This is a genomic window from Streptomyces sp. NPDC093261 (genome assembly GCF_044753645.1).
Lineage (GTDB): Bacteria > Actinomycetota > Actinomycetes > Streptomycetales > Streptomycetaceae > Streptomyces.
On the sequence record NZ_JBIVNO010000004.1, the window covers coordinates 481,517 to 498,886 of the forward strand.

Below are 17,370 nucleotides of genomic sequence, written 5' to 3' on the forward strand. Positions count from 1 at the left end.
CGGATCGGAGCACCCCGAGGGGACCGGACTGTGATCCGGAGTCGTGCGGCGGGGTGGGTGAGGGCGATTTCCGGCCACGCCACTGTGCTCAGCGTCACGTCCGCGTGCTACCCCCGTGCCTCCGCGCGCCGCCCATTCGCCCCCCAAGGCGGCGCTGGTCGGCGGGGGTTGACGGGGTGCCGGGTCCGCGGGCCGCGGTCCGCAGCCAGTCCGTGTCGATCTCTCCCTCGGCGACGATCACCGCCGGGCCGGTCATCTCGATCTCGCCGTCCGGGCGCTCGGTGATCACCAGCGTGCCGCCGGGAACGTCCACGGTGTATGTCACCGGGGCGCCCGTGACGGCCGGGTCGGCGCCGTCGCGACGGGCCGCGGCGACGGCCACGGCGCACGCGCCCGTACCGCACGAGCGCGTCTCACCGGAGCCCCTCTCATGGACCCGCATCGCAACGTGCCGAGGGGCGCGGTCGACCACGAACTCGACGTTCACCCCGTCCGGGTAGACGGCGGCGGGGCTGAACGGGGGCGGGGTGAACAGGTTGCCCGCGTGTGCGAGGTCGTCGACGAAGGCCACCGCGTGGGGGTTGCCCATGTTGACGTTGCGGGCCGGCCAGCTGCGCTCGCCGACGCTCACCGTGACGCCGTCCTCGGGGAGGAGGGGCCGGCCCATGCCGACGGTGACGTCGCCGTTCTTCGCGATGTGCACGGTCTTGACGCCCCCGCGTGTGGCGACAGCGATGTCCCCCTCGGTCACATGTCCCGCGCGCTGGAGGTAGCGCGCGAACACGCGCACGCCGTTGCCGCACATCTCCGCGATCGAGCCGTCCGCGTTGCGGTAGTCCATGAACCACTCCGCCTGGCCGGCCATCTCCCGGGCCTCGGGGTGTGCGGCGGAGCGCACGACGTGCAGCAGACCGTCGCCGCCGATGCCCGCGCGGCGGTCACACAGGACGGCGACGGCGGATGCGGGCAGGTCGATGACGTTCTCGGGGTCCGGGACGATCACGAAGTCGTTCTCCGTGCCGTGGCCCTTGAGGAAGGCGATCCGCGTGCTCATTCCTCGATCGTACGGGGTCGCCATGACACCCGGGTCGATCGGTCCGGGAGGCGGACGGGCAGGTCGGGGGCGTGGGGGAAGGTCGCGAGGGGGTGCGGAAACCGATCGCGACGGGGGCGGCGTCCGGATGGCGACGGGGGTGTGGCGGGCGGATCGCGACGGGAGGACGGCGACCGGATCGTGACAGGGACCCAGCGGGCGGATCGGGACCACGGTACGCCGGTCAACCCGCCGACGGGCGCGGTCGGCCGGATCGTGAAGGGGGTATGGCGGGCGGATCGCGACGGGAGGACGGCGACCGGATCGTGACGGGGACCCAGCGGGCGGATCGGGACCACGGTACGCCGGTCAGCCCGCCGACGGGTGCCGTCGGCCGGGAGTGGAAGCGGACGGTCCGGCGGGACCCCGGCGGCTCAGCGCAGTCGCGCCACGCGCCACACGGCCAGCACGACGACCGCGGCGACCAGCACGACATAGGTGAGGACGACCCGCCAGTCCGGGCGCCGCCCGGAGCCGCGCTGCGGCAGACCCGGCCAGGTGTAGCCGACCCGGCGGGCGGCCATCATGCCCCAGCCGGCCGCACAGGAGAAGATCAGCAGGCCGAGCATGGCGACCACGGCGCCGCCGTCGCCGAACTCGAAGGCCAGCGGGAAGGCGAACATCAAGGAGCCCACCGCCGCCAGCGCCACGATGGGGGCGAGCTGCCAGATCCGCAGCCGGCGCTGCGGGCGCAGCTCGACCTCGACCTCGGGGCCGGTGGACAGCTCGTCCACGCCCGGCCCGTCGTCCGTCACCACGCCCGGCGGCTGATCGTCGGGGCCATCGGAACTGAGCCGTTGGTCCCCGGCCTCCGCGGTGTCATGCCCCGCGCTCTCTGCGGTGTCGCGAGGGCCGGCCTCCATCGCCACGCGCCCTCCCAACTCGGACTCCACTTGGTCGATCGAAGCTCGATGATGGCATGCCGCCGGAGGCCCGGATGACGAGCGGGGCGTCCCGATGCCATCACGTGATCAGGCTGTAACCGGTCGTTGGACCAACGCCAGCGCGCGGTGCGGAAGTTCCCGCAGGTCCGCCGCGGCGCCGCTGAGCCAGTGCACGCGCGGGTCACGGCGGAACCAGGAGTCCTGACGGCGTGCGAAGCGCTTGGTAGCGCGTACGGTTTCCGCGCGCGCCTCTCCGAGCGTGCACTCCCCCGCGAGCGCCATGAGCACCTGCTGGTATCCCAGCGCGCGCGACGCCGTGCGCCCCTCCCGCAGACCCCGCGCCTCCAGTGCGCGGACCTCGTCCACGAGTCCTGCCTCCCACATCCGGTCGACCCGCCGCGCGATGCGCTCGTCGAGCTCGGGCCGCGCCACGTCCACGCCGATCTGGACCGTGTCGTAGACCGAGTCATGGCCGGGGAGGTTCGCGGTGAAGGGCTTGCCGGTGATCTCGATGACCTCCAGGGCGCGGACGATACGGCGACCGTTGCTGGGCAGGATCGCCTGCGCGGCCCCCGGGTCCGCGGCGGCCAGGCGCGCGTGCAGCGCTCCCGAGCCGCGCAGGGCCAGCTCGTCCTCGAGCCGGGCGCGCACCTCCGGGTCGGTTCCGGGGAACTCCAGGTGGTCGACCGCGCCCCGCACATACAGGCCGGAGCCGCCCACCAGGATCGGCCAGCGGCCCTCGGCGAGCAGCGCGTCGATCCGGGCGCGGGCGAGTCGCTGGTACTCCGCCACGGACGCCGTGACCGTCACGTCCCAGATGTCCAGCAGGTGGTGCGGGATGCCGCCGCGTTCCTCGGGGGTCAGTTTGGCGGTGCCGATGTCCATCCCCCGGTAGAGCTGCATGGAGTCGGCGTTGACGACCTCGCCGCCGAGGCGATGGGCAAGGAAGACGCCCAGATCGGACTTTCCGGCCGCGGTCGGTCCGACGACGGCGATGACCCGCGGTGCGGGGGCTGCACTACTCACCGCAACAGTCTCGCAAACCTCCCGACCCCTCCTCGAACGAGCGACGTTACGCCCCGTATGCGGGGTCGTTGCCTGATGCGGGGTTCCGGTCACCGGTTCGAGAGCGGGGCGACCGGGCCATGCAAACGGGCACACCGCGCTACGCGGTATTTCGCTCGCACGAGTAACGTATGGAGTGGTTATGGGCGTTTTTGCACGGCTTTTCCGGCGGTCGAGGACGACGGAGGAGGCGCAGTCCGCGGCCGCGGAGGCCGCGCGGACGACGGCCGGGAGCGAGGCGGCGGCGACGGACGGAGGCACGGGGGCGGCAGGGGCCGAGACCGGGCCGGAGACGGCGGCGGAGGAGACAGCTCCGACCGCCGAGGACGGCGTCGGGATTCCCCGGCAGCAGTCCGCCGCGGAGGCCGCCGAGAACGAGGTCGAGGAGGGCGCCCGCACGTGATCGCGCTTCGCAGGGAAGGTGGACCATGGGTCTCGTGGACAACCTGATGGCCAAGGTCTCGAACTTCGCGCAACAGCACGAAGGGCAGGTCGATCGTGGCCTGGAAAAGGCCGCGAAGATGATCGACGAGAAGACCAAGGGGAAGTACAGCGGCAAAATCGACACGGGCACGGGGAAGGCGAAGCACGCGATGGAACGCCTCGCGCACCGGGACACCGGCCCGGCGGCCGGTGGCCGGACGCCGCCCTCGGCGTCCTGACACCGCACGCTCCATCGGCGGACGACCGGGAGGCACAGCGCTCCCGGCCGTCCCCCGTGTCCGGCCCGCGCGCCTCTCGCCCCGTGCGCGCGGTCGCACGCTTCCGGGTGGGCGGACGTGCTACGACCAGGTCGCCACCACGTACCCCACCCCGTAGGGCGCGTCGTCGTACAACAGCGCGCCGCTGAGGTCCGCGCCCTCCGCGGCGCCCGCGAGGATCTGCCAGGGCGCCCGGCCGCAGGCTTGCAGCTCGCGGGCCAGGCCGGCGTCCAGCGTTCTCAGGGCCGCCAGGTCCGCCGCGCCGAGCGCACGCGCCACGGCGGCGTCGAAGCCGGCCGCGCGCTCGTCCAGATAGCCCGGCGCCTTGACCGAGCGGCACGCGCTCCCATCACCCATGGCCAGCAGCGCCACCCGCTCGTCCTGCGCGGCGAGCGCCGCCCCCGTCTCGACGCACCGTTCGGGGGCCAGGAGTTCCGGCACTGCGAGACCTTCCACGGGCGCGTCCGCCCACCTCAGGCGCTCCAGCAGCCACGCGGCGACAGCGAGCGAGGGCGGAAGCTCCCGCTCCGGCGCGACCGGCTCCGGTCCTCCGCCGCCGAGTCGTACGTCGACGTCCACCCCGAACCCGCGGAAGGATCCCCGCGTGCCCTGCGGATGCGGCCCGCAGCCGTTCTCCCGGGCGGGGCCCACGACCACCAGCCGGTCGGGGCGCGCGGCGGCAAGCACGCCCAGCGCGTCCGCGCACGCGGCACGAACACCGTCCAGCTCGGGCGCGGCGCCCGCGGCGACCTCGGGCACGAGCAGGGGCGGACAGGGGCAGGCGGCGGCGGCGACAAGCATGATCCGCAGCGTAACCCCGCCGGACGGCGCCCTGTGGCTCCGCGCACGCGCTCGGCCGGGCGCCCGCACACGCGAGGGCCCGGCACGGCCCCGCGTGTCCCGCAGTGGTGACACGGGCCGCCTCGGTTCGCAGCCCGCGGCGCCCGCGCAGTCGTACTCCCGGAACCGCCCCCGTCTCCAGCAGGCAGCCCACGCAGTCCGGAACCCCGCCGACGTCAGCCCCCCGACGGCCGCAGCCTCCCGGCCGTGCCTCGTACCGCCCCACCACATGGCGGCGCGCCACACGTCCGGGGCTGGGCCGGGACGCGGGCCGGTGCGCGGCACACGCCCCGCCCGCACACAGCCGCGCCGCCCACACCCCCGCCGCGATTGCCCCCCGCGCCGGTCTCAGTCGCAGCCGCAGGCCCCCGCCGTGGCCACCGGCAGGGGCTCCGGGAGGCCGACCTTGGGCAGGCCCAGCATGACACCGGCCGGCCTGGCGGCCTCCGCCGCGTTCCGCTTCGCCCACGCGTCGCCCGCGCGCGTGCGGCGCACGCCCAGAACGGGGCCCTCGGCGAGCAGGTGGTGCGGGGCGGCATACGTGATCTCGACCGTCACCACATCGCCCGGGCGGACCTCCTCGTCCGGCTTGGTGAAGTGGACCAGACGGTTGTCGGGGGCGCGGCCGGAGAGGCGGTGGGTGGCACCGTCCTTGCGGCCCTCGCCCTCGGCGACCATCAGCTCGAGGGTGCGGCCGACCTGCTTCTTGTTCTCCTCCCAGGAGATCTCCTCCTGAAGGGCGACGAGACGCTCGTAGCGCGCCTGGACGACCTCCTTGGGGATCTGGTTCTCCATGGTGGCCGCCGGGGTCCCCGGCCGCTTGGAGTACTGGAAGGTGAACGCCTGCGCGAACCGCGCCTCGCGCACCACGTGCAGCGTCTGCTCGAAGTCCTCCTCGGTCTCACCCGGGAAGCCGACGATGATGTCGGTGGTGATCGCGGCGTGCGGGATGGCGGCCCGCACCTTCTCGATGATCCCGAGGTAGCGCTCCTGGCGGTACGACCGGCGCATCGCCTTCAGAACCGTGTCCGAGCCGGACTGGAGCGGCATGTGCAGCTGCGGCATCACGTTCGGCGTCTCGGCCATGGCCGCGATGACGTCGTCCGTGAAGTCACGCGGGTGCGGGGAGGTGAAGCGGACCCGCTCCAGGCCCTCGATGTTCCCGCAGGCGCGCAGAAGCTTGCTGAACGCCTCCCGGTCGCCGATGTCGGAGCCGTAGGCGTTGACGTTCTGTCCCAGCAGCGTGATCTCGGAGACGCCCTCGGCGACCAGGGCCTCGACCTCGGCGAGGATGTCGCCGGGCCGGCGGTCCTTCTCCTTGCCGCGCAGCGCGGGGACGATGCAGAAGGTGCAGGTGTTGTTGCAGCCCACGGAGATCGACACCCAGGCCGCGTACGCGCTCTCACGCCGCGTCGGCAGGGTGGAGGGAAACGCCTCCAGCGACTCGGCGATCTCGACCTGCGCCTCCTCCTGCACCCGGGCGCGCTCCAGCAGGATCGGCAGCTTGCCGATGTTGTGCGTGCCGAAGACGACGTCCACCCAGGGGGCCTTCTTCACGATGGTGTCGCGGTCCTTCTGCGCGAGACAGCCGCCGACGGCGATCTGCATGCCGGGGCGGTCGGCCTTCTTCGGCGCGAGGCGGCCGAGGTTGCCGTAGAGCCGGTTGTCGGCGTTCTCGCGCACGGCGCAGGTGTTGAAGACGACGACGTCCGCCTCGCCGTCCGAGCCCTCCGGGGCGCGCACGTACCCGGCTTCTTCGAGCAGCCCGGCCAACCGTTCGGAATCGTGGACGTTCATCTGGCACCCGTAGGTGCGGATCTCATAGCTCTTGGGTGCGGGAACGTCCACTGCGAGGCTCCGGTCGCTGCTGCTGGTCATTCCTCAAGAGTAGGCGTTTCCTGGAAGTCCCTTCCTCAGTGCTGCCCGAAGCGGGCGCCTCGTGGAAACGCGCAGCCGAGCGGCTGCCCGGCCTGGTGGTGTGGTGGTGATCTGCCCATGACCTCGGTGCCCAGGGATCCCGAGGATCTCGTGCGCGCCCTCAGAGCGGCCGGGATCAGGGACGGGCGACTGCTCGAGGCCGTGCGAACGACGCCCCGGGCGCGATTCGTCCCGGACGGGGAGACGGCCGCCGCCTACCGGGACGTGCCCGTCGCCATCGGTCAGGGACAGGTCACCACACAGCCGTCGTTGTCCGCCCGGATGATCGAGGGCCTCGGTCTGGACGGCAGCGAGCACGTCCTGGAGATCGGTACCGGCCTCGGCTTCCAGACGGCGCTGCTCGCCCGGCTGGCCGCCGACGTGGTCAGCATCGAGGTGCGGCCGGACATAGCCCGGCAGGCCCGCGCGCGCCTCGCGCGGCAGGGCATACGGAACGTGGACCTGCGGGTCGGCGACGGCACGTGCGGTGTGCCGGATCGGGCTCCGTACGACGCGGTCCTTGTGTCGGCCGCCTTCCCGGAGGTGCCCGCGCCGCTCGTCGCGCAGGTGCGGCAGCACGGCCGCCTGGTGCAGCCGATCGGGCCGGGCGGGCACGAGCAGGTGGTGTGCTTCGAGCGCGCGGAACGGGGACTGCGGCGGTTGCGGGTGCTGACCGCCGCCTGCTTCGTCCGGCTCCAGGGACGACACGGCTTCCCGCCGGACTGATGGGCGATTCCCTTCGCCCGCCCTACGGCCGCGGCGCAGCCGCTCGGCAGACCATGTGACCCCTGCCGCCTCTCGGCCCCCATGTGGCCGGGTGGGCCCGGGAGTTGACCGAGCAGCGTCGCGGTGGCGGTGCGGGTGCCGATGCCCGCGCCCGCCCGTCATGCCGTCGCGGCGATCAGTGCGCCGGCCCCCAGGAAGATCGCCGCACAGAACAGCAGGAACACCACCGGTCCCACCAGGTGCCGCCACATGTGCACGCGTGCCGTCTGCGGGTGGTGCCCCAGATACAGGACCGGCACCTCGCGCCCGGTCGCCAGGCCCAGCCCGCTCCCCCGCATCCGGGGGCTGAACTCCACGCGGTGGCCGCGCTGGTCGGTGAAGGCGACGACCGGCGTCCATGCCGGACCGTCGCCGTCGTGGACGCGCACGTTGTCGACCACGACACCCCGGGTGCGGATCCCCTCCCGCCGCAGCCGCCGCACCACCCTGGCGTCCCCGGCCGCCCACCCGAGGAGAAGCAGCCCCGCCGTCCCGCACAGCGCGACGCCGATGAGTCTGTCGGACATCTCGTCACCCCTTCCCGGGCCCGGTCGTGCGGGGCCCGCAAACAGGGGACGCGGGCCCCGGGTGCCCGGTTGCGCATGGTGGCGCGGTGGGGGCGAGAGCGAGCCGAGGCGTATTCCGCGGGCGCGGGAGCGCAGTTGGGCGGGGAGCCTGGGGATCACGGCGCGGCCGGACCGGGAGGCCGAGCACCGGTCCGCCTGGCCCTCCCGTCGATCCGCGCTCCACCCGCTGACCGCGCATCACCCGCCGAGGTGGCGCAGCTCACAACACTTCAACGATTGCGCAACTCTACAGTACTGACATGGATGTTCATATCGCGACGAAGTGGGAGACGGCGGTCCTCGCGGGAGGGCCGGCCGACGGCCTGCGCATACAGGTCGCGGACCAGCCCTCGGTGCTCCAGGTGACCTACCCCTGCCAGGTGGAGGACCCGGCGGACGGCGTCCAGGTGGCGGCGCTGTATGTGTACCGACGCCGGCTCGGCAGCCACGACCAGCCCCTGACGTACGGCTACGACGGCGCCAGCCCCTGACACGTCCGAGCCGGGCGGCGGCAGCCCCGGGTCAGGACGCGGCGGCCGGCGGCTCGGCCGCCGCGGCCTCGGCGGAGGTCCGGATCGCCGACGGCGTCACCGGGGCGGACTCGGCGACGCCGGGCGAGGGCGCGTTCTCGTCCTTCATCGCCTTGGCCTCGCTCTTGAGGATGCGCATCGACTTGCCGAGCGCACGGGCGGTGTCCGGGAGCTTCTTCGAGCCGAACAGCACGATGACGACGATCGCCACGATCAGCAGGTGCCAGGGTTCCAGTCCGTTGCGGAGCATTGACCGCGCCGCCCTTCCTCGCATCGGCCGAGGACGCCTTCCGCCGCTCGCCCGTCCAGCCATGGTTACTACTTTGCGCAACTGTACAAGCGTGAGGGCGCATCGGAAGCGACAGGAGCGCGCTCGGCCCGAACCGTGACCTACGGGTGATCGCCGCCGGCGGCGGACCGCCGCTCGTAGCGCGCCCGGATCGCCCACAGCGCGAGCGCGTACAGCGCCAGGACGGCGGCGAGCAGCGCGTAGTAGCCCAGCGGCAGCGCGATCACGCCGAGTGTCGCGCCGAGCGGGGTGAAGGGGAGCAGGAGGGCGACTGCGGCGAGGACGCCCGCGGCCCGGCCCACCGGGCTCGGGGCACGCCCCGCGACGAGGCTTCGGCCGGAGCGCAGCAGCACCATCACCATGGCCTGGGTGAGCAGGTTCTCGGTGAACCACGCCGAGTGGAAGACCGCCTCGTCGTCGAGTGCGTCGGGCCCGTACAGCGCGAGCGCGAGGACGGCGAAGGTGGCGAGGTCGGCGATGGCGTTGAGCAGGCCGAAGCCGCTGATGAAGCGGAGGAAGTCGCGCGGGCGCAGCACGGTGGGGCGGGTGAGCACCCCGGCCGCGGGGCGGTCGTACGCGAAGGCGAGCTGGGCCGCGTCGAAGCACAGGTTCTGGGCCAGGACCTGGGCCGGGAGCATCGGCAGGAAGGGCAGGAGAAGGCCCGCGGCGAGCATCGCGACGACGTTGCCGAGGTTGGAGGAGAGCGTGACGCGCAGATACGTGGCGATGTTGCCGCTGCTGTGCCGGCCGGCGGCGACGGCGTGGTCGATCGCGGTGAGGTCCTTGTAGGCGAGGACGACGTCCGCGCTCTCCCGGGCCACCTCCACGGCGTCGCGCGGGGCGATCCCGACATCGGCGGCGTGCAGCGCCGGCACGTCGTTGACGCCGTCGCCCAGGAAGCCGACGGTGTGCCCGGCCCGGCGCAGCGCGCTGACGATCCGCGCCTTGTCCTCGGGGGTGCACCGGGCGACGACGGTCGCGGCATGGTCGTCCGCGGCGCCCGCGGTCCGCACCCCGCCCGGGTCGAGGCCGAGGTCGCGGCAGGCGCGGGCCGCCGTGCCCGGGTGGTCGCCGGTGAGGATCCGCACGGTGACGCCACGGGCGGCGAGGTCCCGCAGGGCCCGCTCGGCGGTCGGGGCGAGGGCGTCCCGGAAGGTGACGAAGCCGCGGAAGGTGAGTCCGCGCTCGTCGGCGGGGGTGTAGGGACGGGGGCGGGCGGGGCGGTCGCCGCTCGCGACCGCGATCACTCGCAGGCCTTCCCGCGCCTCGCGGGCGGCGAGCGCGAGCAGCCGCTCCCGCTCGGCGGGGTCCACCGCGCAGCGCTCCAGTACGGCCTCGGGGGCGCCCTTGACGAGCAGGGTGTGGGTGCCGAGGCCGCCGCGGACCACGGCGGTGGCGAGCCGGCGGACGGGGTCGAACGGCACGGCGGCGACGCCCTCGTACGCCTCCCAGCTTCCGTCGGCCGCGTCCAGCAGTGCCTCGTCGAGGGCGTCCGGGGCGGGCAGATCGGCGAGCTGAAGGGTCCACCAGGCGGTCGCGGCGGCCTGGCGCAGCACCTCGGGCGCGTCCTGTCCGGCGCCGTCCAGGGCCCGCTCGACGACCGGCCGGTCCTGGGTGAGGGTGCCGGTCTTGTCGAGGCACAGCACATCGACCGCGCCCAGGTCGTGCAGGGCGGGCAGGCGCTTCACGATCACGCCGTGGGTGCGGGCGAGCAGCCGGGCGCCACGCGCCAGACAGGTGGTGACGATGACCGGCAGCATCTCCGGTGTGAGGCCGACGGCGACGGCGACCGCGAAGGGCAGCGTCTCCAGGCCCCGGTCGCGCAGCGTCGCGTTGGCCATCAGCACCAACGGCGGGGTGAGCAGCATGAACCGGATCAGCACCCAGGAGATGCCGTGCACGGACCGCTCGAAGGCGCTCGCCTCGCGCCGGGCGGGGACGACGCCGTGGGTCCGGGCGAACCGGGTGCGGGTGCCCGTCTCCAGGACGAGCGCGGTGCCGCCGCCGGTGGCGACACTGCTGCCCTGGAAGCACAGATGGGGCTGCTCGAAGGGGCCGGCCTCGCAGGCCGCGGGCGCGTCGAGCGCGTACTTGGCGACCGGTGCCGACTCACCGGTCAGCGCGGCCTGGTGCACCGTCAGGCCGCTCGTGCGCAGCAGCCGTACGTCGGCCGGGATCAGATCACCGGGCGCGAGGCGGATGACATCACCCGGCACCAGTTCGGCTGCGGTTGTCTCCCGTTCCCGGGACGGCCGGCCGGCGTCCGGGCGGCGCAGCACGGTCGCGGTGGTGGCGACCAGGTCGCGCAGCGCGGCCATCGAGCGGTCGGCCCGGTACTCGCCGACGGCGCGCAGCAGGCAGCTGAGGGCGACGAGACAGAGGATCACGCAGGCGGTGCCCCAGGCGCTGACCGTCGCGGACACCAGGCCGAGGCAGAGCAGGACCGTGGTGAACGGATCGCGCAGGCCGCGCACGAAGCGGCGCGACCAGGAGGGGGTACGGGCCTCGGGGAGCACGTTCTCGCCGAGGTCCGCGAGCCGGGCCTCCGCCTGCGCGTCGGTGAGTCCACGCGGACTGCTCCGCAGACGGCGCAGCTCCTGGAGGGAGGTGGGCGCCGCGAGGCCGGGGCCGGCGTCGGCGGACCGGGTCGGCGACGGTGCGGCGATATCAGAGGCCACGGAGCCGGGTCGCCGGGGCGCGGGTGCGGCTGCGGTCGGCGCGGTCGCCGAGCTGGTCCACCACCAGGCGCACCACGGTCACGACGTCCGCGTCGTCGACGAAGTACACCTGGCGGCGGCCCTCGCGTCGGGAGCGCACCAGTCCGGCGAGCTTCAACTTGGTCAGATGCTGGCTCACGGCGGGCAGCGCGCCGCCGACGCGCTCGGCGAGTCCGGTGACATCGCTCTCGCCCTGGGCGAGCGCCCAGACGATGTGCAGTCGCGCGGGCGAGGCCAGCAGCCCGAACGCGGCGGCCGCTTCCGACCACACCTCGGCGGACGGATCCTCCGCGAAACCACCGCCACCTGCCGCCACCGTTGTCGTCCCCTTCCCGTCGCGGGTCTGCCCTTGAGAGTCGCCCCAGTTTAGGGGGGCGACTCCGGGGGCTCGGCCCCACGTGGGCACGGGCCGCCGACGAAGAATGCCGAGGGCCGTGACCGCTCCACGGATGACGGGTCGTCAGTCGTCCGGAGGGCGCGCCCCGTCGCCGGTGGTGGCCGTAGTGCCGGCGCCGGCCCGCCTCGGTGAGCAGATGGCCCTCGGCGAACTCCTGGGCGACCCTCGACGGCCTGAAGGCGCTGACCGGCACCCTGCAACCGCGCCGGGAGCGGCTGGTGCTGCGCACCCCGATCATCCGGCAGTCCCCGGAGCCGCGCGAGCGCGAACTGGTGAAGCTCGCGTCATGGGCGGCCGGGCTCGAGGCGATCCTGCGCTAGCGCGGCCTCGGCCCGGCGGAGGCCGCGTACGCCACCGAGACCGCGACGACGACGTTCCGCGTCGCCTTCGAACGCTGGACCGCCGAACCCCCCGTGGCCGACTCGCTGTTCGAACTCGTCCACGAGGGCTTCACCGCCGTGGGGCGGTTCCTGCGCCGGTGAGGGCGTCCGCAGCCCTGACGGCGCGGCACCTTCCTTACGCCGGCGCGGGCGTCGTACGCGGGCGGGTGGCCGTACGCGGGCGCGGGAGCCGTACGCCGGCCCAGACGTCGTACGCCGGCACGCGGACGCAGGTGCCGTAGACCGGCGCGGCCGTCGCACGCGGTCACAGGTGCCGTTTGCGGGCACGGGAACCGCACCCGGACGCAGGGACCGCACCCGGACGCGGGGACCGCACGCCGGCCCAGACGTCGTACGCCGGTGAAGTCGTCCTACGTCGACGGGTGCGCCCTACGCCGATGAAGGCGCCCACCCCTGCCGGCGCAGTACCGCCGAGACGTCCGGCGCGCGGTAGTGGTCGCCCTTGAGGACCTTCCCGTCCTCCCGCCGGGCGACCGTGCCGTCCGGGCCGATCTTGGTCATATTGGCGCGATGGATCTCGGCGATCACGGCGTCGAGGTCGATGCCGTGCACAAGGGCCGTGCCGTAGGCCACGTACACAAGGTCGGCCAGCTCATGCGCCAGCCGGTCCAGCGGTCCGGTGACGGCCACCTCGGCGACCTCGGCTGCCTCCTCGGCGAGCAGCTCGCTGCGGTGCGCGGCCAGCTCCGGGGAGACCTCGGTCGGCACGGTACGGGCGTCGAGGCCGAAGGCGAGGTGGAACTCCCGGACGAGGGAGACGGGTGAAGGGTGCATCCGCCAACCCTATCGGCCACCGCGGCCGCCTCTCTCCCGCGCGCCCGGCCCACCCCGCCCTGGTCAGCGGTGCCTGTGGCCTGGCAGGATCGCCCGCATGTTCCGAGCACTCCCCCGTATGAGCAGACGCCGTGCGCTGCTGGGCTCGACGGCCGCCCTCGCGGTCGTCGGGCTGCTGCTGTGGTGGCTGCTGCCCTTCGGCGAGGAGTCCCCCAGCGGCACGGTCACCTTCAGTACGGGCACCCCGACCGGCGTCTACCAGAAGTACGGCGCGCTGCTCCAGCACGCCATCGCCAAGGACCTGCCGCATCTGGACGTCCGGCTGCTGAACAGCGACGGCTCCCAGCAGAACGTGCGGCGGGTGGCCACGGGCCAGGCGGACTTCACGATCGCCGCGGCCGACGCGGTGGAGGCCTACCGGCTGGAGAGGCAGCCGGGCGCCGGGGGGCTGCGCGGCTGCGCGCGGCTGTACGACGACTATGTCCACCTGGTGGTGCCGCGCTCCTCCCGCGTGCAGTCCGTGGCGGACCTGAAGGGGCGGACCGTCGCCGTCGGGCCCGGCGGGTCCGGGGTGCGGCTGATAGCGGAGCATGTGCTCGCCGCGGCCGGGCTGGATCCGAAGAAGGACATCACCGCCCTGTCCGACGGCATCGGGACCATGCCCGACCTGCTCAAGCAGCACAAGATAGACGCGTTCTTCTGGTCGGGCGGACTTCCCACCAGCGCCATCACCCAGCTGTCGAACCAGTTCCAGATCCGCCTGGTGCCCATCGGCAGCGATCTGGTGGCCAAGCTGCACGCTCAGGGCGGCGCGTCACGCTACTACCGGGCCGCGGTGATGCCCGCCGACGCCTACCCGGACATAGAGCAGGGCTCCTCCGTGCAGACCGTGGCCGTCGCGAACCTCCTGATCACCCGGGAGGACATGAACGCGGACCTGACCGAGAAGCTCACCCGCACGGTGATCGACAGCCGGGACCGGATCGGCGCCCGGGTGCACGCGGCCCAGCTCGTGGACCTGCGGACGGCGATCTACACGGACCCGCTGGAGTTGCACGAGGGCGCCCGGCGGTACTACCAGTCGGTGAAGCCGTAGCCAGGGGACGCCGCGTAGCGCATCACCCGCCGGGCTCGGCCCTCACGAACCGGAGGACCGTCTCGAGTTGACCGTCCGCGGCACCGTGACCGTCACCTTCAGCCCGTGCGGCTCCTGGCGTGCGTACGCGATCGATCCCCCGCCCGCCGCCAGCAGTGTCCGTGAGATCGACAGCCCGAGTCCCGAGCCCTTGATGTTCTGGTGGGCCGCGCTGCGCCAGAAGCGGTCCCCGACCCGGGCCAGTTCCTCGTCGCTCAGCCCGGGCCCGCCGTCGGTCACCACCACCGTGGCCCACTCTCCGTCCGCCGCGACCGTGACCTCGACGCGCTCCCCCTCCGGAGTGAACTTCACCGCGTTGTCGATGACCGCGTCCAGGGCGCTGGCGAGCGTGACGGAGTCGGCCCAGGCGGTGGTGGCCGGGCAGTTCCCGGTCAGCCGTACGCCCTTGGCCTCGGCGGCCGGGCTCCAGGCCGCCACTCGCTCGGCGGCCAGCGCGCCCACGTCGGTGACCCGCAGGTCGGCCTCGGCGTGCTCGGCGAGCGCCAGGTCCAGCAGGTCGTCGAGGACCTGCGCGAGGCGCTTGCCCTCGGTGCGCACGGAGGCGATCTCCTCGTTGTCCTCGGGCAGTTCGAGGGCGAGCAGCTCGATACGCAGCAGCAGCGCGGAGAGTGGATTGCGCAGCTGATGGGAGGCGTCGGCGACGAACGCGCGCTGCTGCTCCAGGACTTCCTCGACGTTGTCCGCCATCTCGTTGAACGACCGTGCCAGACGCCGGAGTTCCGGCGGGCCGCCGGCGGCGGCGACCCGGGACTTCAGGCGCCCGGTCGCGATGTCGTGGGTCGTCGCGTCCAGTACCCGTACGGGCCTGAGCACCCAGCCCGTCAGACGCAGGGCCGCACCCACCGCCAGCAGCATCGCGGCGATCTCCCCGGCGCCGATGAGCACCCAGCCGTGCAGGATCCTCGACCGCATCTGTCCGGTGGGCGATTCGGTGACGACGACGGCGATGACGTCACCGTCGCGGATGACCGGGGAGGCGACCACGAGCCGGGTCCGCTGCCAGGGCCACACCTGCTCCGGGTCGTGGCTGCGGCGCCCGAGCAGGGCCTCGCTGAAGGCGTCGCGGCCGTCGCCCTCCTGCGGCAGATACCAGTCCTCCGGCGCGTTGGCCATGGGTACGTCGTCGCGGTAGAAGACGCCGGCCCGGATGCCGTAGACGCTGTAGTACATGGCGAGTTCCTTGCGCAGGGTCTCGCCGCGCTCGTCCTCGACCCCCACCCGGGAGCCGGTGGTGGGCCGGTCGGCGACGAACTGCGCGAGGGCCGCGAAGCGCGCCGTGTCATCGATCCGGTCGACGACGACCCGCTGCTGCTGCGCCGCGGCGAGGCTCACCGCGAGCGGGACACCGAGCGCCAGCAGCACGGCCGCCATCAGGACGATGAGCAGTGGAAGCAGTCGTGCGCCCACCCGTCCCCCGCTAGAGGGCCGGGGCGACGAGCCGGTACCCGACGCCTCGCACGGTCTCGATCAGCGCGGGCATCCGCAGCTTGGAGCGCAGCGAGGCGACATGCACCTCCAGGGTGCGCCCGGTCCCCTCCCAGCTGGTCTGCCAGACCTCGCTGATGATCTGTTCACGGCGGAACACCACGCCCGGGCGCTGGGCCAGCAGGGCGAGCAGATCGAACTCCTTGCGGGTCAGCTGGATCACCGAACCGTCCACGCTGACCCGGCGGGTGGGCAGTTCGATGTGCACCTGACCAAGGCGCAGCACGGTCTCGGTGGCGCCGGTGTCGTCCAGGTGCGGGATGCGCCTGGCGACGGCGTGGATGCGCGCGAGCAACTCCCCGGTGTCGTACGGCTTGACCACATAGTCGTCGGCGCCGAGGTTCAGGCCGTGGATCCGGGAGCGCACGTCGGAGCGCGCGGTGACCATGATCACTGGAATGTCGGCGCGCTTGCGGATCTTTCCGCAGACCTCGTAGCCGTCCTGGTCGGGCAGGCCCAGGTCGAGCAGGACGACGCCGAAGCCGGCGCCCTCGGGGACCAGCGCCCGCAGGGCCTCCTCGCCGTTGCGGGCGTGTGTGACCTCGAAGCCGTGCCGCGCCAGCACGGCGGACAGGGCGGCCGCGACGTGGTTGTCGTCCTCGACGAGAAGCAGTCTCATGCCGGCCCCCTCCGGATGTCTCGGTCCCACGGTCCCGTTCGATGTCGGCCTGTACAAGAGCCGACTCGCGCTCTGTACGGGAAAGGCGTCATCCACCGACGGTGGAAAACGTCATCCATGCGAACGTGTGCACGCGGGCGCGTGCACCAAGGCAGTCACGCCGATGAACAAGGACGGCGTCAAGAGGGATCCGGTTGCGGACGCCTTCCGTTATTCAGCCGGTACGCGGGCCGCGCACGGTGGCTACCCCATGTGAACGACCGCTACCGGATCGTGATGCTCAGATCTCCCTCAGATGTAATGACGCTGGTCGCACGGCGTCATTACTGTCCTCCGAAACCGAGTGAGGACGGAGCCAACCAGTAATGACCGCAGCATCGGTGGCCAAGGACTCGGTGGCCGCGACCGACGAACTGGTCGTCCTGAAGAGTGTCAACAAGCACTTCGGCGCGTTGCACGTGCTCCAGGACATCGACCTGACCATCACCCGTGGTGAGGTCGTCGTGGTGATCGGCCCCTCGGGGTCGGGAAAGTCCACCCTGTGCCGCACCATCAACCGCCTGGAGACGATCGACTCGGGCACCATCGCGATCGACGGCAAGCCGTTGCCGCAGGAGGGCAGGGAACTGGCCCGGCTGCGCGCCGATGTCGGCATGGTCTTCCAGTCCTTCAACCTCTTCGCACACAAGACCGTGCTCGAGAACGTGATGCTGGGCCAGGTCAAGGTCCGCAGGACGGACAAGGGCAAGGCCGAGGAGAAGGCCCGTGCCCTGCTCGACCGGGTCGGCGTCGGCACCCAGGCCGACAAGTACCCGGCGCAGCTCTCCGGCGGCCAGCAGCAGCGCGTCGCCATCGCCCGCGCGCTGGCGATGGATCCCAAGGTCATCCTCTTCGACGAGCCGACCTCGGCCCTGGACCCCGAGATGATCAACGAGGTCCTGGAGGTCATGCAGCAACTCGCCCGGGACGGCATGACCATGGTCGTCGTCACGCACGAGATGGGCTTCGCCCGCTCGGCCGCCAACCGGGTGGTGTTCATGGCCGACGGCCGCATCGTGGAAGAGGCCGCACCCGAGCAGTTCTTCAGCAACCCGCGCAGCGACCGCGCGAAGGACTTCCTCGCCAAGATCCTGCACCACTGACGGCCCTTCATGGCCTTTCACGGCCGTTC

General features: G+C 72.8%; 19 protein-coding genes. 7 read left to right on the forward strand and 12 right to left on the reverse strand.

Annotated elements, in window-relative coordinates:
- Positions 1-94 precede the first annotated feature (94 nt).
- The 3 genes from dapF to miaA form a co-directional block, all read right to left on the reverse strand.
- On the reverse strand, positions 95-1,054 hold the full coding sequence (dapF, locus tag ACIP94_RS13690) for a diaminopimelate epimerase (protein ID WP_402424091.1): 960 nt from the start codon (positions 1,052-1,054) through the stop codon (positions 95-97).
- Positions 1,055-1,467: 413 nt separating this feature from the next.
- A complete protein-coding gene (locus ACIP94_RS13695; protein ID WP_402424290.1) occupies positions 1,468-1,956 on the reverse strand; it encodes a hypothetical protein in 489 nt (162 codons plus the stop codon).
- 108 nt (positions 1,957-2,064) lie between these two features.
- Entirely contained in the window at positions 2,065-3,003 is a 939-nt protein-coding gene (gene miaA, locus ACIP94_RS13700) for a tRNA (adenosine(37)-N6)-dimethylallyltransferase MiaA (protein ID WP_402424094.1), read from the reverse strand.
- 181 nt (positions 3,004-3,184) lie between these two features.
- On the opposite strand from miaA, the gene ACIP94_RS13705 reads away from it, so the two are divergent.
- Both ACIP94_RS13705 and ACIP94_RS13710 read left to right on the forward strand, forming a co-directional pair.
- Positions 3,185-3,445, forward strand: a complete 261-nt coding sequence (locus ACIP94_RS13705; RefSeq protein ID WP_402424097.1) for a hypothetical protein — start codon at positions 3,185-3,187, stop codon at positions 3,443-3,445.
- A gap of 25 nt (positions 3,446-3,470) precedes the next feature.
- Positions 3,471-3,704 carry an antitoxin gene (locus ACIP94_RS13710; protein WP_402424100.1) on the forward strand — a complete coding sequence of 78 codons (234 nt, stop codon included), beginning with the start codon at positions 3,471-3,473 and terminating at the stop codon, positions 3,702-3,704.
- A 120-nt stretch (positions 3,705-3,824) separates the two neighbouring features.
- Here ACIP94_RS13710 and ACIP94_RS13715 read toward each other — a convergent pair whose 3' ends face one another.
- Together ACIP94_RS13715 and miaB are read right to left on the reverse strand one after the other, a co-directional pair.
- Positions 3,825-4,544, reverse strand: coding sequence for a class III extradiol dioxygenase subunit B-like domain-containing protein (locus ACIP94_RS13715; protein WP_402424102.1), 720 nt, complete (start codon positions 4,542-4,544; stop codon positions 3,825-3,827).
- Between the two features lie 387 nt (positions 4,545-4,931).
- Positions 4,932-6,461, reverse strand: coding sequence for a tRNA (N6-isopentenyl adenosine(37)-C2)-methylthiotransferase MiaB (gene miaB, locus ACIP94_RS13720; RefSeq protein WP_402424105.1), 1,530 nt, complete (start codon positions 6,459-6,461; stop codon positions 4,932-4,934).
- A 117-nt stretch (positions 6,462-6,578) separates the two neighbouring features.
- On the opposite strand from miaB, the gene ACIP94_RS13725 reads away from it, so the two are divergent.
- Positions 6,579-7,226 (forward strand): protein-L-isoaspartate O-methyltransferase, encoded by a 648-nt coding sequence (locus ACIP94_RS13725; RefSeq protein ID WP_402424108.1) that lies wholly within the window; start codon positions 6,579-6,581, stop codon positions 7,224-7,226.
- A 158-nt stretch (positions 7,227-7,384) separates the two neighbouring features.
- Here ACIP94_RS13725 and ACIP94_RS13730 read toward each other — a convergent pair whose 3' ends face one another.
- Positions 7,385-7,792 (reverse strand): DUF3592 domain-containing protein, encoded by a 408-nt coding sequence (locus ACIP94_RS13730; protein WP_402424110.1) that lies wholly within the window; start codon positions 7,790-7,792, stop codon positions 7,385-7,387.
- A 299-nt stretch (positions 7,793-8,091) separates the two neighbouring features.
- Here ACIP94_RS13730 and ACIP94_RS13735 point away from each other — a divergent pair, with 299 nt between their 5' ends.
- A complete protein-coding gene (locus tag ACIP94_RS13735) occupies positions 8,092-8,322 on the forward strand; it encodes a hypothetical protein (RefSeq protein ID WP_402424113.1) in 231 nt (76 codons plus the stop codon).
- 31 nt (positions 8,323-8,353) lie between these two features.
- On the opposite strand, the gene tatA is transcribed toward ACIP94_RS13735, so the two are convergent.
- From tatA to ACIP94_RS13750, 3 genes are all read right to left on the reverse strand, one after another.
- Positions 8,354-8,611: a Sec-independent protein translocase subunit TatA gene (tatA, locus tag ACIP94_RS13740; RefSeq protein ID WP_402424116.1), complete on the reverse strand. Its 258-nt coding sequence runs from the start codon at positions 8,609-8,611 to the stop codon at positions 8,354-8,356.
- Positions 8,612-8,751: 140 nt separating this feature from the next.
- A complete protein-coding gene (mgtA, locus tag ACIP94_RS13745; protein WP_402424119.1) occupies positions 8,752-11,328 on the reverse strand; it encodes a magnesium-translocating P-type ATPase in 2,577 nt (858 codons plus the stop codon).
- Positions 11,318-11,683, reverse strand: a complete 366-nt coding sequence (locus ACIP94_RS13750; protein ID WP_402424121.1) for an ArsR/SmtB family transcription factor — start codon at positions 11,681-11,683, stop codon at positions 11,318-11,320. Before ACIP94_RS13750 ends, mgtA begins: the two co-directional genes overlap by 11 nt.
- A gap of 209 nt (positions 11,684-11,892) precedes the next feature.
- Between ACIP94_RS13750 and ACIP94_RS13755 the strand changes: the two genes are divergently transcribed.
- The gene (locus ACIP94_RS13755; RefSeq protein WP_402424124.1) at positions 11,893-12,084 is read left to right on the forward strand and encodes a hypothetical protein; all 192 of its coding nucleotides are present in this window, start codon (positions 11,893-11,895) and stop codon (positions 12,082-12,084) included.
- Between the two features lie 450 nt (positions 12,085-12,534).
- On the opposite strand, the gene ACIP94_RS13760 is transcribed toward ACIP94_RS13755, so the two are convergent.
- Complete coding sequence (locus tag ACIP94_RS13760; protein ID WP_402424127.1) at positions 12,535-12,939, reverse strand: MazG nucleotide pyrophosphohydrolase domain-containing protein; 405 nt, start codon at positions 12,937-12,939, stop codon at positions 12,535-12,537.
- Positions 12,940-13,036: 97 nt separating this feature from the next.
- Between ACIP94_RS13760 and ACIP94_RS13765 the strand changes: the two genes are divergently transcribed.
- Positions 13,037-14,035, forward strand: a complete 999-nt coding sequence (locus tag ACIP94_RS13765) for a TAXI family TRAP transporter solute-binding subunit (protein ID WP_402424130.1) — start codon at positions 13,037-13,039, stop codon at positions 14,033-14,035.
- A gap of 42 nt (positions 14,036-14,077) precedes the next feature.
- On the opposite strand, the gene ACIP94_RS13770 is transcribed toward ACIP94_RS13765, so the two are convergent.
- Both ACIP94_RS13770 and ACIP94_RS13775 read right to left on the reverse strand, forming a co-directional pair.
- Positions 14,078-15,502 (reverse strand): ATP-binding protein, encoded by a 1,425-nt coding sequence (locus ACIP94_RS13770; RefSeq protein WP_402424133.1) that lies wholly within the window; start codon positions 15,500-15,502, stop codon positions 14,078-14,080.
- A 10-nt stretch (positions 15,503-15,512) separates the two neighbouring features.
- Positions 15,513-16,199 carry a response regulator transcription factor gene (locus tag ACIP94_RS13775; RefSeq protein ID WP_402424136.1) on the reverse strand — a complete coding sequence of 229 codons (687 nt, stop codon included), beginning with the start codon at positions 16,197-16,199 and terminating at the stop codon, positions 15,513-15,515.
- A 365-nt stretch (positions 16,200-16,564) separates the two neighbouring features.
- On the opposite strand from ACIP94_RS13775, the gene ACIP94_RS13780 reads away from it, so the two are divergent.
- A complete protein-coding gene (locus tag ACIP94_RS13780) occupies positions 16,565-17,341 on the forward strand; it encodes an amino acid ABC transporter ATP-binding protein (RefSeq protein ID WP_402424139.1) in 777 nt (258 codons plus the stop codon).
- The last annotated feature ends 29 nt before the right edge of the window (positions 17,342-17,370 follow it).

Coding starts and splice junctions, on each gene's coding strand:
- ACIP94_RS13735 (WP_402424113.1), top strand. CDS start 8,092: ATGGATGTTCATATCGCGACGAAGTGGGAGACGGCGGTCCTCGCGGGA.
- ACIP94_RS13725 (WP_402424108.1), top strand. CDS start 6,579: ATGACCTCGGTGCCCAGGGATCCCGAGGATCTCGTGCGCGCCCTCAGA.
- dapF (WP_402424091.1), bottom strand. CDS start 1,054: ATGAGCACGCGGATCGCCTTCCTCAAGGGCCACGGCACGGAGAACGAC.
- ACIP94_RS13765 (WP_402424130.1), top strand. CDS start 13,037: ATGTTCCGAGCACTCCCCCGTATGAGCAGACGCCGTGCGCTGCTGGGC.
- ACIP94_RS13705 (WP_402424097.1), top strand. CDS start 3,185: ATGGGCGTTTTTGCACGGCTTTTCCGGCGGTCGAGGACGACGGAGGAG.
- ACIP94_RS13730 (WP_402424110.1), bottom strand. CDS start 7,792: ATGTCCGACAGACTCATCGGCGTCGCGCTGTGCGGGACGGCGGGGCTG.
- ACIP94_RS13715 (WP_402424102.1), bottom strand. CDS start 4,544: ATGCTTGTCGCCGCCGCCGCCTGCCCCTGTCCGCCCCTGCTCGTGCCC.
- ACIP94_RS13760 (WP_402424127.1), bottom strand. CDS start 12,939: ATGCACCCTTCACCCGTCTCCCTCGTCCGGGAGTTCCACCTCGCCTTC.
- ACIP94_RS13780 (WP_402424139.1), top strand. CDS start 16,565: ATGACCGCAGCATCGGTGGCCAAGGACTCGGTGGCCGCGACCGACGAA.
- tatA (WP_402424116.1), bottom strand. CDS start 8,611: ATGCTCCGCAACGGACTGGAACCCTGGCACCTGCTGATCGTGGCGATC.
- ACIP94_RS13710 (WP_402424100.1), top strand. CDS start 3,471: ATGGGTCTCGTGGACAACCTGATGGCCAAGGTCTCGAACTTCGCGCAA.
- ACIP94_RS13695 (WP_402424290.1), bottom strand. CDS start 1,956: ATGGAGGCCGGCCCTCGCGACACCGCAGAGAGCGCGGGGCATGACACC.
- ACIP94_RS13775 (WP_402424136.1), bottom strand. CDS start 16,199: ATGAGACTGCTTCTCGTCGAGGACGACAACCACGTCGCGGCCGCCCTG.
- miaB (WP_402424105.1), bottom strand. CDS start 6,461: ATGACCAGCAGCAGCGACCGGAGCCTCGCAGTGGACGTTCCCGCACCC.